The sequence below is a fragment of the Chitinophaga dinghuensis genome (genome assembly GCF_003259435.1).
Classification (GTDB): Bacteria; Bacteroidota; Bacteroidia; order Chitinophagales; family Chitinophagaceae; genus Chitinophaga; species Chitinophaga dinghuensis.
Genome location: NZ_QLMA01000005.1, coordinates 254140 through 269164, shown reverse-complemented (window position 1 = coordinate 269164; position 15025 = coordinate 254140). Strand labels below are relative to the sequence as shown.

General features: G+C 44.3%; 13 protein-coding genes. 6 read left to right on the top strand and 7 right to left on the bottom strand.

What is annotated here, in order from left to right:
• The 3 genes from CLV59_RS29465 to CLV59_RS16310 all read left to right on the top strand — a co-directional run bounded on the left by CLV59_RS29465 (window position 1) and on the right by CLV59_RS16310 (window position 1082).
• A complete protein-coding gene (locus CLV59_RS29465; RefSeq protein WP_111593128.1) occupies window positions 1-249 on the top strand; it encodes a SymE family type I addiction module toxin in 249 nt (82 codons plus the stop codon).
• A 31-nt stretch (window positions 250-280) separates the two neighbouring features.
• Window positions 281-649 carry a hypothetical protein gene (locus CLV59_RS16315; RefSeq protein ID WP_111593127.1) on the top strand — a complete coding sequence of 123 codons (369 nt, stop codon included), beginning with the start codon at window positions 281-283 and terminating at the stop codon, window positions 647-649.
• 166 nt (window positions 650-815) lie between these two features.
• Window positions 816-1082 (top strand): hypothetical protein, encoded by a 267-nt coding sequence (locus tag CLV59_RS16310; RefSeq protein WP_111593126.1) that lies wholly within the window; start codon window positions 816-818, stop codon window positions 1080-1082.
• 33 nt (window positions 1083-1115) lie between these two features.
• Here CLV59_RS16310 and CLV59_RS16305 read toward each other — a convergent pair whose 3' ends face one another.
• Both CLV59_RS16305 and CLV59_RS16300 read right to left on the bottom strand, forming a co-directional pair.
• A complete protein-coding gene (locus CLV59_RS16305; protein ID WP_111593125.1) occupies window positions 1116-1655 on the bottom strand; it encodes a hypothetical protein in 540 nt (179 codons plus the stop codon).
• An 89-nt stretch (window positions 1656-1744) separates the two neighbouring features.
• Window positions 1745-1984, bottom strand: coding sequence for a helix-turn-helix transcriptional regulator (locus CLV59_RS16300; protein ID WP_111593124.1), 240 nt, complete (start codon window positions 1982-1984; stop codon window positions 1745-1747).
• A gap of 676 nt (window positions 1985-2660) precedes the next feature.
• On the opposite strand from CLV59_RS16300, the gene CLV59_RS16295 reads away from it, so the two are divergent.
• The 3 genes from CLV59_RS16295 to CLV59_RS16285 are packed head-to-tail and all read left to right on the top strand — an operon-like array spanning window position 2661 to window position 8612.
• The gene (locus tag CLV59_RS16295; RefSeq protein ID WP_111593123.1) at window positions 2661-3947 is read left to right on the top strand and encodes a TlpA family protein disulfide reductase; all 1287 of its coding nucleotides are present in this window, start codon (window positions 2661-2663) and stop codon (window positions 3945-3947) included.
• Window positions 3948-3996: 49 nt separating this feature from the next.
• On the top strand, window positions 3997-7224 hold the full coding sequence (locus CLV59_RS16290; protein WP_111593122.1) for a SusC/RagA family TonB-linked outer membrane protein: 3228 nt from the start codon (window positions 3997-3999) through the stop codon (window positions 7222-7224).
• A gap of 20 nt (window positions 7225-7244) precedes the next feature.
• Window positions 7245-8612, top strand: a complete 1368-nt coding sequence (locus CLV59_RS16285; RefSeq protein WP_111593121.1) for a RagB/SusD family nutrient uptake outer membrane protein — start codon at window positions 7245-7247, stop codon at window positions 8610-8612.
• Window positions 8613-8649: 37 nt separating this feature from the next.
• On the opposite strand, the gene CLV59_RS16280 is transcribed toward CLV59_RS16285, so the two are convergent.
• From CLV59_RS16280 to CLV59_RS16260, 5 genes are all read right to left on the bottom strand, one after another.
• On the bottom strand, window positions 8650-8976 hold the full coding sequence (locus CLV59_RS16280; RefSeq protein ID WP_111593120.1) for a DUF6520 family protein: 327 nt from the start codon (window positions 8974-8976) through the stop codon (window positions 8650-8652).
• A 316-nt stretch (window positions 8977-9292) separates the two neighbouring features.
• Window positions 9293-10459: a hypothetical protein gene (locus CLV59_RS16275; RefSeq protein WP_111593119.1), complete on the bottom strand. Its 1167-nt coding sequence runs from the start codon at window positions 10457-10459 to the stop codon at window positions 9293-9295.
• A gap of 106 nt (window positions 10460-10565) precedes the next feature.
• Complete coding sequence (locus CLV59_RS16270) at window positions 10566-11555, bottom strand: helix-turn-helix domain-containing protein (RefSeq protein WP_111593118.1); 990 nt, start codon at window positions 11553-11555, stop codon at window positions 10566-10568.
• Window positions 11556-12010: 455 nt separating this feature from the next.
• A complete protein-coding gene (locus CLV59_RS16265) occupies window positions 12011-12805 on the bottom strand; it encodes a cation transporter (RefSeq protein WP_111593117.1) in 795 nt (264 codons plus the stop codon).
• A 3-nt stretch (window positions 12806-12808) separates the two neighbouring features.
• Window positions 12809-15016 (bottom strand): TonB-dependent receptor, encoded by a 2208-nt coding sequence (locus CLV59_RS16260; protein ID WP_245950883.1) that lies wholly within the window; start codon window positions 15014-15016, stop codon window positions 12809-12811.
• Window positions 15017-15025 lie beyond the last annotated feature (9 nt).

Below are 15025 nucleotides of genomic sequence, written 5' to 3'. Positions count from 1 at the left end.
ATGCCTATCAAAACAAACCGAAACGTATTGATTCACTACAAATCAGTACCAAGAACTGGCGACCATATTCGTGTTCCGTGGGTAAATTTATCCGGGCACTGGCTTTCACAGGCTGGATTCAAAATTGGTGATCGTATATCTGTCACCGTTGGGAAGGATTCATTGAGAATTAAGAAAATTAAATCCGATCCCATTTCTAATCAAAGAGAACATCTCTGCATTTTTAAATACCCGAAACTAAAAAAATAACCCTGATTGTTTACCGCTTAAAAGAATCGCTATGACTACACCCAAACAAGAAAAACTGGTTGCACAGTCTACACATTACATGCACATTAAAACAGATAGAGTTCCACCATTCATTGTGGCTGGTAGCTATGTATTCCTTGAAGAAATCAAGACAAAAGACTTTAACCTGGTAGGGAGTGACATTTTCGTACTAGCCCATGAGAACGGAGCAAAACAATTCCTGGCGGGCCGGAGAGAGAATCATATGCTCTGGTTTGTAGATATTAGAACAGGATCTGCAATTAAAATAAGTGGCGATGGTGCCATGACTTTATATAAGGTGAAGCTGGTGAAATCGGGCGATGTAGAAGTTCCGGAAAGCCTCACTCTGTTACACGATCAAATAGTTTTAAACAAATGATAAACCAGGAATAGCAGGCGGCAGGTTTTACTCTTATCATTTGCCCTCATATCATTCATCCATTATTTGTTGCTCCATTTATTGTGATTGTTACAATAGACAGGCTGTGTCTACAGCTTGTCTTTTATTAACCATATAAAACACTCAATTTAAAATTACTCATATCATGAAAAAAGAAAAAGATAAACCGAATACCCTTTTCAATCTTCACGAAGTGTATTCCAAAATGGCTTCAATATTTAGAGAAAAGGTATGTGAAGACTGTAACTGGAGCCAGCCTACATTCTATCGAAAGATGCGTACCAAAGTTCCAATTAATCGAAGGGAAAAGGGCCGTGATTACCTTAGTCTTGCTGAAGAGCGAAGAATCATTGAAATCAAAGATGAAATGAATGATACGTTTGTTAAAACGCTGGATAGGTGTTGCCGGTAAATTGTTGCGTGGCATGGTGGCTTATCCAGACTGTTACTGGACAAGGAAATCCATATCCGGTTTTTCTACGATACGCCAACCATCATCGTACAATGCAAAGTATGCTTTCCGCTTCAACTCAGGCTCAATCTTCAATGTTGAAATGGGCACGAACGGGGTTACATTTTTATAAACTACTGTATATTCTACGATTGCTTTTTTATCATTGCTCAACAACTGCATACCGGTTATTGAATTAAAATGCTGTTCGGCCAGTTTGACTTTCTGTATTTTATAAGCCTTATCTTTCTCTGGCGTTGCCAAAAGATAGGGCTTTGATTTTTCAGTGAACGAAATAAACGGGTTGCCCATCTCAGACAAGGTTTGCTTCCGCTGGATTGTAATATAGCCGTCCTGTTCCAGTTGAGTAGAAAGCGCCTTTGCTGCCACCTGGGGATCAGCGGTAAACACATCCCAATCAATGGTACGTGGATAGGCTTTCTTGATTATTTCTGAGGCTTGCTCCCGGCTAAGTTTTTTTGAACTACAGGCAGTCAGAGAGGCAATTGCGAGGATGAACAAAAGAGTTCTCATAATAATGGAATTTATTAGGTGAACACCCGGAGGGAAAAATGGCTAACAATACAATTTACGATATCCCTATAAAATACTTGATTTAAAATTTACTTGATAAATTGTGGAGTGGGTACAAACAGGTCTCTGATATCACACTGTAAATACTTGGCTATCTCCCAAAAATGATATACTGATGGCTGGGACTTATTAGTTACCCAGTTGGATACGGTACTTTGAGCCGCCCCAAAATGCGTCTCCAAATCTTTGTTGGTCTTACCTTTATCTGCTAAAACAGCCCCAATTCTATTGATACGGATGCTGCTTGATGGCTTCTTTACTTTTGCCATGCTTATTATATTGGTTTTGGACAAATATAAGATAAGGCAACGCATTGATTTCTAATAAAATACAAATCAAAATGATATATTAATATCGAATTACATCATAAATATTTTGTAAAACGATATAAAAATAGTATTTTGCAAAAAATATTTTTCAGAATATAGAACACGGATTTCTTTCTTTTCTCCTAAATCATTAATAATACATGAACTCAACATAGTTTTTTTTTATAATTTTACGGCTTGTACATATAAAGATATTAAGCGCGTTTACTTTGATTCTTGTCTCCTAACTGCGACCTTGGAACGACAACGAGAAATAAGGTAAATCGCCTACGCTATGGCGTGGGCGTTCTTATTCGTTGTCGGGTGTCGCAGCCCAGGAGACGGTAGGGACTACCCCACGTCATTTTTTATGCCCCTACTGGTCTTCACCTCTTTATCGCTTTTATAAGCTATATCTGGAAGTCTTACCGAGAACCACCGTAACTATTTTACTATAACGCTATAGGGATTAACGAATATAAGGACGGCCTGCGGATGTCTATCCGCTGGGGCTAATCTATTCTTTTTACTCTAAACCTGCTATCATGATATATCCAACAGTTTACAATCTGCATATTCGGGCACCCGACAGATCCACGAAATAGGTAAGAACAATTCTTCATCAAATTCCACTATCATGAAAAGATTAATTTTTCTGACGGGAATGCTATGCCCATTCCTGGCCCTGTTCGGGCAAACAATATTACCTGGGCCGTTGCCCATCGGAGAAATGGTTCCATCAGTAGTACTGAAGCCCATCATCAATTTTTCCGCGAAGAAGGGAAACCTTGCCGGTTTCAAAGGGAAGCTCCTAATCCTGGACTTCTGGACAACCGGCTGTGGTGCTTGTGTGGCGGGCCTTTCCAAACTTGACAGCCTGCAACGCGAGTTCAAAGAAGATGTGCAGATCATTACAGTATCCTCCCAAAATGAGGAAGCAGTAAGGAAGTTTTTCAGTACCCATGCCAGCAACCGCCCACCAGTACCCACTTTAACAGGGGATACCATTTTGCGGAAACTGTTCCCATATGCCGCTATACCTCATATCGTTTGGATATCGGCATCCGGTAGGGTATCTGCTTTCACCTATGCAGAATATCTGAATGAGGATAACATACGATCCGCACTACGGGGCGACTTCCGGCAGCTACCAACCAAGAATGACAATGTTCAATATAATTATCATTCAGCGTTATTGAAACCCGTGGTCAGGATAAAAAACGATATACCTCCGTTTTATAGCACACTCACAAGGTTTGTTCCGGGTTTGAGCATGTTGGCAGGCATCAATAGTGACAGTACTACGGGGATCATCCGGCGCTATGCTACTAACTGGTCAGCTGTGGATTTGTACCTGATGGCATTGGGTAAGCTGGTGAATTTTCCGCGTAACAGGGTAATCCTGGAGGTGAGCAACCCAGTTGCTTATCGCTATACACCTATAGACGGTTATTTCTTTGACTGGCAACAGCAAAACGGCTTTTGTTATGAGCTGCGATGCCCACTTTCTACAAACAGACAGCAGCTACAAACATACATGGTGCAAGACCTTAATAGGTTTTTGGGGACTAATGGACGGATAGAAAAACGCCTGATCAAATGTTACCTCCTGAAAAAGGGCACGACAGGAACAGGTTTGTCGTCAACTGGTGGCACGCCAGAAATAAAGACCAGTCATGATGGCACCCTGCTTTTTCTCCGGAATACCACGCTAACGGCCCTGATATATAAATTAAACGAGATGTACGGCCTACCGCCAATCATAGATCACACAGGCATTACAGCCAATATCGACCTGACTTTGAATATGCCTTATGCAGATATTTCCACGCTAAAGAAGGCGCTAAGGCAATATGGACTTGAATTGGAAGAGAGTGAGCAGGAGTTAGAAATGTTCATCCTTACCGAAAAAACCGGTTCGTAAAAATCACCAACCATTGGGCCTGTGCTGCCCTCCACCAAAATTCAGTTTTATGCAAGAAAAGCGAAATCTAAACCTCAGCCTATACCGCTGTATCATTTTAATCTTCTGTATCTGTATTTCAGGCTTACCAATTGCTGCACAGCAGGCAAATCTGATTAAGGGGTATGTAATGGAAGCTGGCACACGTAAGCCGCTTTCAGGGGCAACTGTGAGATATAAAAAAGACCAGCAGATCACACATACCACTGCCAGCGGCCAGTTCCTCATTGGTCGGGTAATAGATGATAGCCTGTATGTTTCATTTGTCGGCTATACTCCCGCGATCATTTCCGGTGACGAAATCGCCAGCAAGACACCCAACCTGGTTATCTATCTCACTCCAGTACAAACAGGATTGCAAGAAGTAGTAGTTTCCACCGGATACCAGTCTTTGCCCAAAGAACGAGCTACCGGCTCCTTTGAAAAAGTAGATCAAACTACTTTATCCCGGAGACCGGGAAAAGACCTGCTTTCCCACTTGGAAGGCACTAGTTCCATACTCTTTGATAAACGCAACAAGGATCAACAGTTGCTTGTACGGGGCCGTAGTACCCTGTTTGCCAATAATGCCCCGCTGCTGGTAGTAGATAATTTTCCGTTTGATGGCTCTATAGAGCAGATCAACCCGAATGATGTGGAAAGTGTGACCTTGCTCAAAGATGCGGCTGCCGCTTCAATTTGGGGAGCGCAGGCAGCCAATGGGGTACTGGTGATCACCACTCGAAAAGGTAGGTACAACCAACCGCTGAAAGTGGAAGCTGCGACCAATATAACGGTAATGGATAAACCTGACCTTTTTAAGGACAATGCCACGTCTTCCGGAGATTTTATTGATGTAGAAGAAAAACTGTTTAAAGAAGGATTCTATAATAATGATATCAGCAATACCTACAACCGACCACCGTTATCGCCGGTTGTAGAAATACTTCAAAAAGAAAAAGCCGGACTAATCGGGCATGAGCAAGCAGTCGATCAAATAGCAGCCCTCCGGCAGCACGATGTACGGGATGATTACAGGAAATACCTTTATCGGACAGCTATCAGCCAGCAACATTCCGTTAACCTTAGTGGTGGCGCACCCGGGATACACTACTTTTTCAGTGCAGGCTACGATGATCAGCAGAATAGTCTTGTCCGTAACGGTTCTCAAAGAATTACACTCCGTTCGGAAAACTCCCTGCGACTGACAAAACAACTGGAACTTCAGTTGGGCCTGCTTTATGCCTATAGTAAGACCACCAATAACAACCCAGGGCCTGACATGCTTTCTCCTGGTGGTGGGAAATTCCGTTATTATCCCTACGCGATGCTTGCGGATCATAACGGTGCTCCATTACCGCTGGTAAAGGACTATAGAGCAGCATTTACTGATACAGCTGGTGCGGGCATGTTGCAGGACTGGAAGTATTATCCGCTTCGGGAAGTGGGGCTGGCCGACAATCGAACTACTATGCAAAACTATCGGCTTAACCTGGGAGCCAGGTATTCCATTACTCCCGCATTGAGTGCGGAGCTACGTTATCAATACGAACGCCAGGCAGGTGGCACGTGGAACTTGTACAACGGTGAGACTTATTACGCCCGTAATCTTATAAATCTCTATTCACAGATAGCGGGCAGCGGGCAGGTGTTATATGGAATACCCCGTGGTGGTATTCTGGATGAAGGAGCTAGTGATCTGACCTCTCATTCCGGAAGGGCCCAGCTAAATTATAACCAGCATTGGAAAGAACGGCACCAGTTGGCGGCGCTTGCGGGGCTGGAGATGAAGGAGGTCCGAACCCGCAACAATATACATCGTACCTATGGCTACGATCCTGATCTGCTTACATTCAGTAATGTGAACTATGTAGATTATCTCCCTACATACCTCAACCTGAATGGGAGCCAGCGCATTCCCGATCCACTGGCCTTTGGTGACATACAGCTTCGGTATGTATCCTACTATGCAAACGCCTCTTATACGTTTGACAATAGGTATGTACTGTCTGCCAGTGCCAGGAAGGACGCCAGCAACCTTTTTGGAGTGAAAACGAACCAAAAAGGAGTACCGCTATGGTCAGCCGGCCTACGTTGGAACATTTCACAGGAAAAATTCTTTAACTTATCATGGCTATCCATGCTTGCTGCCCGCATCACCTATGGTTATAATGGCAATACAAGTAACCGGCTGTCCGCCCTTACTATTATAAACTACGGTGCCGCAGGTAGTAATTTCTACATTAACCAACCATTCGCCACAATAGTCACACCACCTAATCCAAGCCTACGGTGGGAAAAGACAGGTACATTGAATATAGGACTGGATTTTCGGTTACGGGGCAATGCTCTCTCCGGGAGCATTGATTACTACACAAAGAAAAGTACCGACCTGATAGGCATTACACCACTTGATCCCACCACTGGAGTGGTCAATATGTCCAAGAACTCTGCCATCATTCAGGGTCGGGGTATAGACATCTCTCTACAAAGCCGGATAATAGACAGGAAAGTAAAACTGGAAGCTGCTTTGCTGTTCAGCTACAACACCAACAAAATCACTCGGTATCTGTACAAGTACACCAGGGCAAGCAGTTATATCGGCAGTGGAATCAATCCGCTGGAGGGGAGACCTACAGACGCTATCCTAAGTTATCGCTGGGAGGGGCTTGATGCCAACGGAAACCCGCAAGGGTGGCTGAACGGAAGTGTGAGCAAAGATTATTATGCTATCACCAATAAATCGCTTTTGAGTGATCTTGTTTACTCCGGGAGAGCGCTTCCTCCTTTCTATGGAGCTTTTCGACCCAGCGTTTCCTATTCCAGGTGGACACTCAGCGCCAACTTCCTTTTTAAGCTGGGGCATTACTTTCTTAGAAATTCCATCAATTATTCCGCGTTGTATCAAAACTGGACCGGGCATAGTGATTTCGCGCTGCGCTGGCAACAACCAGGTGACGAAAAAACAACGAATGTACCGGCGATGATATATCCAGCAGACCCGTACCGCGATGGCTTTTATCTACAGTCTTCTGCATTGGTTGAAAAAGCCGGTATGATCAGGTGGAAAGATCTAAACCTTCAATACACGATTACACCCCAGGGAAAGCATAGCCCCTTGTTTAGCCAGCTTCTGTGTTATCTGTACCTGGAGAATATCGCAACAATATATAGAGCGAATAAATACGGCCTTGACCCCGAATATGGTGCTTCGGTTCCTCCGCGTAGTATTTCCTTCGGAATAAAGGCCACTTTCTAAACCCGCATAAATAATATGATATGAAATATTATAAACTTATCGTAGCAGTATGCCTTCCATTAACAGTAATGCTGCTACTGAACGCCTGCCGGAAATTTCTTGATGCTAAACCGGATAAAAAAATGGTGATCCCGGCCACGCTGCATGACCTTCAGGCAATGTTGGACGACGTAGGAGCCATGAATTTAAGCTGTCCCATTGCCGGGGAAGTAGCAGCTGACAACTATTATCTTACTTATGATGCCTGGGCCAATCTCTCTGTGGTAACGGATAAAGAAAACTACGTGTGGGCATCGGACGTGAGTAATGATAAGGACTGGAGTACTGCGTTCAAAGTAGTATTTAAGGCTAATGTTGTGCTGGAAACGCTGCGTGACATAGATCCTGATCCCGGTCAAATTGCCGTCTGGAAACGGATCAAGGGTAGTGCGCTTTTCTATCGTGCTTTTGCATTCTTTATGATAGCACAGGAATTTGCTCCGGCGTATGATCCAGCCACTGCTTCTACAGATGCAGGAATCCCGCTCCGTCTGACAGCTGATATCAATGAAATCTCTGTCAGGTCGAGCGTTGAACAGACATACAGTACCATCATTAAAGACCTGGAAACAGCAAGCCAGCTGCTACCTTTACAGGTAGAGTATAAAACCCGGCCCAGCCGGGTAGCTACGTTTGCACTGCTTTCCCGTATCCACTTGAGCATGAGCGACTATATAAAGGCTGCGAACTATGCCGATTCCTGCATCGGAGACGGTGCCCAGCTACTAGATTATAACAGGCTATCATCTACAGCAGCAGAACCATTTGTACGATTTAATCCAGAGGTTATTTTTCACGTATCAGCGAACTACTCTTACTGTCTTGATCCTGCGAGGGGTAATATTGACAGCATCCTTGTGCAGTCATACGCAGCCGGAGACCTCCGCAGTCAATTATTTTTTCGCAAAAATCCAAATGGGGCCAGCAGTTTTCGAGGAAACTATAACGGCAGCAGCTCTTCCCAGCTATTCGCCGGTCTTGCCGCCGATGAAGTATATCTGAATCTGGCGGAAAGCCGCGCCCGACAGGGAAATATTACCGCTGCTCTCCAAACGCTAAATGCTTTCCGGCAAAAGAGATATACGCCTGAATCCTTTTTCCCAGTATCGACTACAAGTGCCAGTGAGGCACTGGCTAAGGTGCTGGAAGAACGGAGAAAGCAACTGGTCTTCCGGGCAATTCGCTGGACAGACCTACGAAGGCTCAACAAGACCCCCGGTACCGCCATCACCATTAAACGGAGATTGAATGATCAAACATACATACTACCTCCCAATGATCTCCGGTACGTTCTTCAGATACCGAACAGCGTAACGTCCCTGATTGACATACCGAAAAACCCAAGATAAAAGAAAGGGGCCCGCGCTGGGGCCCCTTCTTTCAAAATCAAGGCATAAATACTACTCTTTCGGCAATCGGACTATGAGCATCAATATCAGCCTGCAAAGCATTCAGCGCTGTTTGATCAGGTAGGCCGGTGCTAGGGTTCTTGTCAACTTTGATCCGGCATAATTGATTCCCTTCCCAACAGCCGCCATTGTCCGTCACTTCAACATAGTTGCCGGGGGTAGATGTACCACCTGGAAGCGTTGGCTGATATTTAAACCAGGATTGTGCTCTTACCACGTTGGCACTGGTGGACCTGGTTGCATAAGCTCCGCCTACTGCGGCAACAACGGCCAGGGCTACAAGCCCTAATCTTACATTTTTCATAATTGTGGTTTTAAATGGTGAGTGAAATACTTAATACCTGTATTTCTGTACAGCAGGCCACAGGCTATACCTGCATTACACGCGTAATATGCTGGAGTTCTGCGGCTACCATCTGGCGGGCGACAGAACAGAATATATCGAGCGAACGAAGAAAACATATCTTGCCGGTAAAAAGGGCTACCACACCTAGTAGTAGCCCTTTTAACTATAAGGGCATCAATTCATATTAATTCAGAAAACATATAAGCCCAGGAAACGGCACCGGCCAGTCAGGATCAATGATGATCCTGACTGGCCGGCAAATTGAATGGGGGGCTTATAACTTCCGACACTCTTTGGCAAGCTGCATCAGCATGTCATACAAACGGTCTTTGTTTCGCTGGTCAATTTCATAGTAAGAACTATGGAGATGCGTATAAGATATATTCTCCTGTTTCATGCTACTGTAGTTTGCTGAAATAAATTCCAGCAGTTTCTTTATGTTGGTGTTAAGGATTACACCACTATCCTTAAATACCCTGATAGTAGCAGCCAATAGGGGTACTGGCAGTGTAGTCTGTACTTTATAGTCACTAGGTGCCGTTTCAGCACCAACAGGATTACTTCCTGTTGACTGTAAAAATGATAGCTCTTCCTGGAGCATCTCCGCGATCTGATCTTCTATATCCGGATATCCAGGTAACATGCGAAGATTGGGCAACCTGTTTACCTCCTTTACTCTGCTTTTCAGCCGGTGAATGATTCCCATCTTTTCATCAACAGTTCCTGCTTTACTCAATAGGGCACCCATATAATCCTGGATAAAATAATTGGCGAACATGGGCGAATTGTAATTAATGCGGATCAGTAGTTCCACCAGTAGGGGGAAACTTCTGCCTTGTTTACCATATATCCTGGAATGAAGTAGCTCCCCCCAGGAATCCTTCAGGTACATAAAATCACGGTAAGTAAGCTGCACGCGGGAATTGGCAATAAATGCCCGGATATGATTAATAAGTATCTGTACCAGCTTTGCGTCCTGCTTATGGCTGTAAAATCGGTTCTCCAGTTCATCGATCTCCTGGCTGATCTCTTTCCTGCATATACTAAGATAGCTTTCCGGGACTTTCTGCTCCAGGTCAAAATAACGGGTAAAATGATTCTCTATTAAGGCCAGCAGCTCTTTTAGACATTCCCGCAGGTAATAGCACAGTTTCCGGAATAGCTGGTTACCGGTATCCTTTATCTCTTGGTTATGTAGTTCGTCAAGCAGGTGAATCAATAGCAGCTGGTATCGTTGTACGGAAACGCGCATACCCTCTTCATTAGAGGCAGTGAACATCTCCTGCAATAATTCCAACCGAATGCGGTCTTTTTCCTCGGCAGCCTTCTGGATTGAATCACGTACAAAGTTGGCGGTAATGACGGCATGGTTTAAGTTGGCAGATAGCAAGGTTTTGGAAATAAACAACTCAAACCACTCCAGTGAAAATCTTCTCTGCATAGTCGTGTCTGGTTTTCTGGAATATCACTGTTACTAAATTACAGTTTAAAGCCCGCGCCTGCTATAAGCAAATGGGAGCAAAAGTTTTGCAATCGGGAGTGCTGCACTATCTGCGTCCCTGTTTCCGGAATACCGATGGCGTTACCCCAAAATGTTGCCGGAATGCACTGATAAAACTGGAAAGATATTGATAGCCGGTTGCTTCCGCGATTTCTTCCAGCGACATTTCCGAATTGGAGAGGTGGGTCAGCGCTTCCTGCATCCTGCGATTAAGCTGATAGTCGAAAATACTGGCTCCCACAACCTGCTGAAAACCTCGTTTTAACTTATATTCATTGATAAACACCATTCGGGATAGATCCTTTATCCGGTAATGTTTATGCAAGTTCTCACCCAACAGTTTACGTATTTCGAGTATCCTGCCGGTCTCCTCATCCGTCAAAGGAACCTCGCGCTTGCTGCTGCCTTCAGCAATGGAAAGCACCTCGGTCATAATATCCATCATCCGGGCATCTATATACATACTACGCAAGCTCCCCGTGTAGGCACAGTTTAACAACCGATCAATGCAATGCAGACCTGTAGCAGATAACCGGATCGGGAAGGGTGTGAGACTGGCAGCCGTCCTGTCGGTTATGTTCCTGGCAAATTCACGCAGGACGCTGTAATAAGGTGAAAAATGCTGTATGTATTTCTCCGGCAATAAAATATCAAAGAAAGTATACTCTTTCCCTGCACTCAGGAACAACTCGCTGCTGGGCCTGGGCAAATAGAATAAAAGTGCTTGTCTGGGCGCTAACTCAAATTCTCCCAGTTCTCCGGCTTTGAAACGCAACAATCCGTTTAAAGATATACGCAGCGCCACCAGAGGGCAGGGACAGGAAGTCTTTAATGTATCTGCATCGTATAAGCGGAAGACGTTATGCCACAGTGAACAATCGCTGTCTTCTTCCACGCACTGAAAAAGCATGATCCCTTTCTTATACCGCGCCGCATATCGTTTGACCGCCGATACCTGGTCCGGCGTTAAAGCCGAAGGAATCTCCTTTAAGAATCTGATTGGATAGCTGTCAGCAGAGGTTAAATTACAACGCATCACATTGTTTTTATTAGTGGTTACTCATTCATAAGCGTAACAACGCAAGATATATTCAGATACATCCAGACAAATAGAAGTGTGGCAGTGGGAGAAACAGAAATAATTATTTACTTATAGTCAGCATTCAAAAAATAGGTTAACTTTTCTTGTATGTATCTCAGTATATACCATACGAATATAACAAAATATTGTATCCATAACGTAGTACAGAAGCGACATCTCGACAATTAAATCGAAATTTTATTGTCGTTTTTCAAACTGTCTTTAATCTCTCTGTGGGAAAGGGTTATATGGGACTACGATAGGGGATCGATCTATGATACTTCAAATCTCTGATGTTGACCTGAAACGAGAATAACTGGCCATCTTATCAGGTTGAGTTAATGAGATAGGTGAAGGGCTCGAAAAAAAGAAGTCGTCTCACAAGTACCTTTGAGACGACTTCTTTTTTATTATTTGGAAAGTTTCAGAATCCTGAACGCTCCCTGCATTACAATGGCAAATACAAGAGTTCCTATTATTAGGTCAGGTATCCGGGAAGAGGTAATGTATACCAGTACACCAGCCAGAATTACTCCGATATTTATGATTACATCATTAGAAGTAAATATCCAGCTGGCCTTTATATGTGCTTCTTCGCTCTTGCTTTTCCGTAATATAACCAGCGAAAAGGCATTCCCTATAAGTGCAAAGAAAGATATGTAGATCATTGTGCTGAATACAGGCGTTTCCCCGAAACCCATAAACCGGCGGATTACTTCTGTAAATCCCAGTATTGCCAGGGCCAACTGAAAGTAACCACTGACCTTTGCAATCCGCTTTTTCCGCAATATAGTTCCACCTACCGCAAACAGGCTGAGGCCATATACCAGCGAATCTGCCAGCATATCCAGACTATCTGCAACTAAACCCATAGAATGGGAAATGAAGCCGGTGACCATTTCAAGAACAAAAAAGAAGGCATTTATCAGTAATACATAGATTAATAACTTTCTTTCATGGTTTTCTGAGGCAAGATGCAGTTCTGCATCTACCGGCTCAGATCCAATGTAGCTATCATCAAATTTGAGATCATGTATAGCATCTGCGATAGGCTCCACATCTCCGATATGGATCACTTCCAGCTTTCTTTCTCCCAGGTCAAAGATCAGTTGTTTGATGCTTTGCATTCCCTCCAGCTTCATACGCACAAGCTGCTCTTCCGCAGCACAGTCCATCTTTTTAATCCGAAATGTTGATTTCTGCATTACTTACAATTTTAATTTCAGCCCACCGTTTACCACGAAGCCATCCAGCGGCGCGTAAATGTCCCGGAAAACCGGATGTGTTACTGTACCGGTGTAGATACTGTCGAAACGGGTCTGCCGGGTGTCCAGGTAGTTTTCAAAGTTCACGAACAGGGAGAATTTCTCCCATAATTTTTCTGCCATAAATCCGCATATCCAATATGGCTTACCAGTACTGCCATCGGTGAGAGTTTGTTTGCTGTAGTAATAGGCTTCCAACCCTACTTTCCACTTTTCTTCTTTTTCATACATCAACACGTTATTTAGCCGGTGGCGGGCGGTAAGCGGATTTTCCCGGATGATGCCATTGTCGTTCAGACGGGCATCGGTAAAGGTATAGCCGATGAATAATTTAAAATCGCCATAGCCGAATTTGACATTTGTTTCCCAGCCTTTGGTATCAATAAAGCCATCAACATTTTCCAACTGGTATAGATTGCCGGGAGCATTTTTAAGTAATAATGGGTGATTGATACGGGTATAAAAGAAAAGCTGGTTGATGCTGAAACTTACCTTGTCGTTAAACAGGGAAGTTTTGTAGTTCAGATCAAAGTTAGCACCATAGGACCGTTCCAGCTTATTTATATCGGAACTAATGGGCAGCACAGATTTGTATTGTATCCGTTCTGTTTCTTCGGTGAATATGGTAGGCGTTTTATACCCCAATCCACCGCCAACACGAGATGATAATTTTGGCGAGATTTTAAACAGAGCGGAAATACGGGGAAGCAGCACCAGGCCGTAGTCAATTACATAGTCGCCCCGCAAGCCGGTTTCCAGTTGCAGCCAGTTGTTAGCCTTCCAGGTATTTTGCACAAAGGCGCCCAGTGTGTTTTGATCATAGTTGCGTTTGGGTAGGGTGTCTGTTTGCTGCTCTTTGAAATTATCAGTATAAACGTTAATACCGGCTATCCAGTCCATGTTTTCCCGTTGCCGGCTGTAGGTCGCTTCTGTATAGGAGGACCATTGCTGCCCGTCAAATACATAACCTGGAATAGATATGGTCCGTTTAAAACTGTTGACAGAATTTTTAACCGTCAGGCTGTTACCTTCACTGAACTCATGATCGAATGAAAACTGTGTGGAAAAACGGTTGCTTTTATTTTTCTCATAGTAACTGTGGGTACTGTCGCCTCTGCCTTTGATATATAGCAGGTCGCCGCCGGTTCTGTCTTCAGTGGTGAAGTTAACGCCCAGGTTCATCCGGGTTTTCGGGCTGAAATAGACAAACAGCTTTGGGTTGAATACATACCGTTCAAATTTCGGTATGGCGGTAAAGCCGGTACTGGAAGGGTCATATGGTTTGTTGCTGCTCCTTGAAGCAAAGACGGTCAGGCCGACTTTGTTGAACCGCTGTCCATAAAACCCGTTGAGGTCCAACCCTCCCGCAGAAGTACCGTTGATCAGAAAGCGAAGTTCCCGTTCTGTTGTTGGAACCTTTGAAATCAGGTTGACAAGACCCGCAATAGCACCACCGCCATATAACGTGGAGGCAGAGCCTTTAATAACCTCCACCTGTTTCAGGTCCAGTGGCGGAGTTTGTAGCAGTCCTAAGCCACCGGAAAAACCGGCATAGAGAGGAAACCCGTCTTTGAGTATCTGTGTATAGCGACCATCAAGGCCCTGTATACGGATACTGGAATTGGCAGAGGTGGCTGAAATCTGCTGCGTTTGGATACCGGTGCTTTCGTTGAGCATCATACGTATATCTCCCGGTTTCATGTTGCCTTTTTCTTCCAGTTCCTCTCCGGCAATAAATTCAACACGGGTAGGGATATCCCGGATACTACGGTTGCTACGGGTGGAGGATATTACGACTTCCTCTATCTTTTCTCCGGCATGTTCCAGGTAAATAGTGATGGTATCTCTGGTCAATGGGAAGGAGAAAGTATCCACCTTCTCCTGGTATCCCAAAAAGGTGCAGGTAATGACATGCCTGCCGTTGGGAATACCGCTAATACTTACCATACCCTTGTTATCAGCCGTGGCACCTTTGCTGGTACCGGTAAGTACTGCTGTTGCCCCGATCAGGGGTTCTTTGCTGTCTGCGTCTTTTATAAATGCTGTGAACGTGTTCTGCGCCAGGCATACCTGGGCCAGGCACAGCAATAATATACTGCTAAGTGTCTTAAACATTTTACTGTTGATGTAAACCAAAAATAATAGAAGCATGTCCCGTGT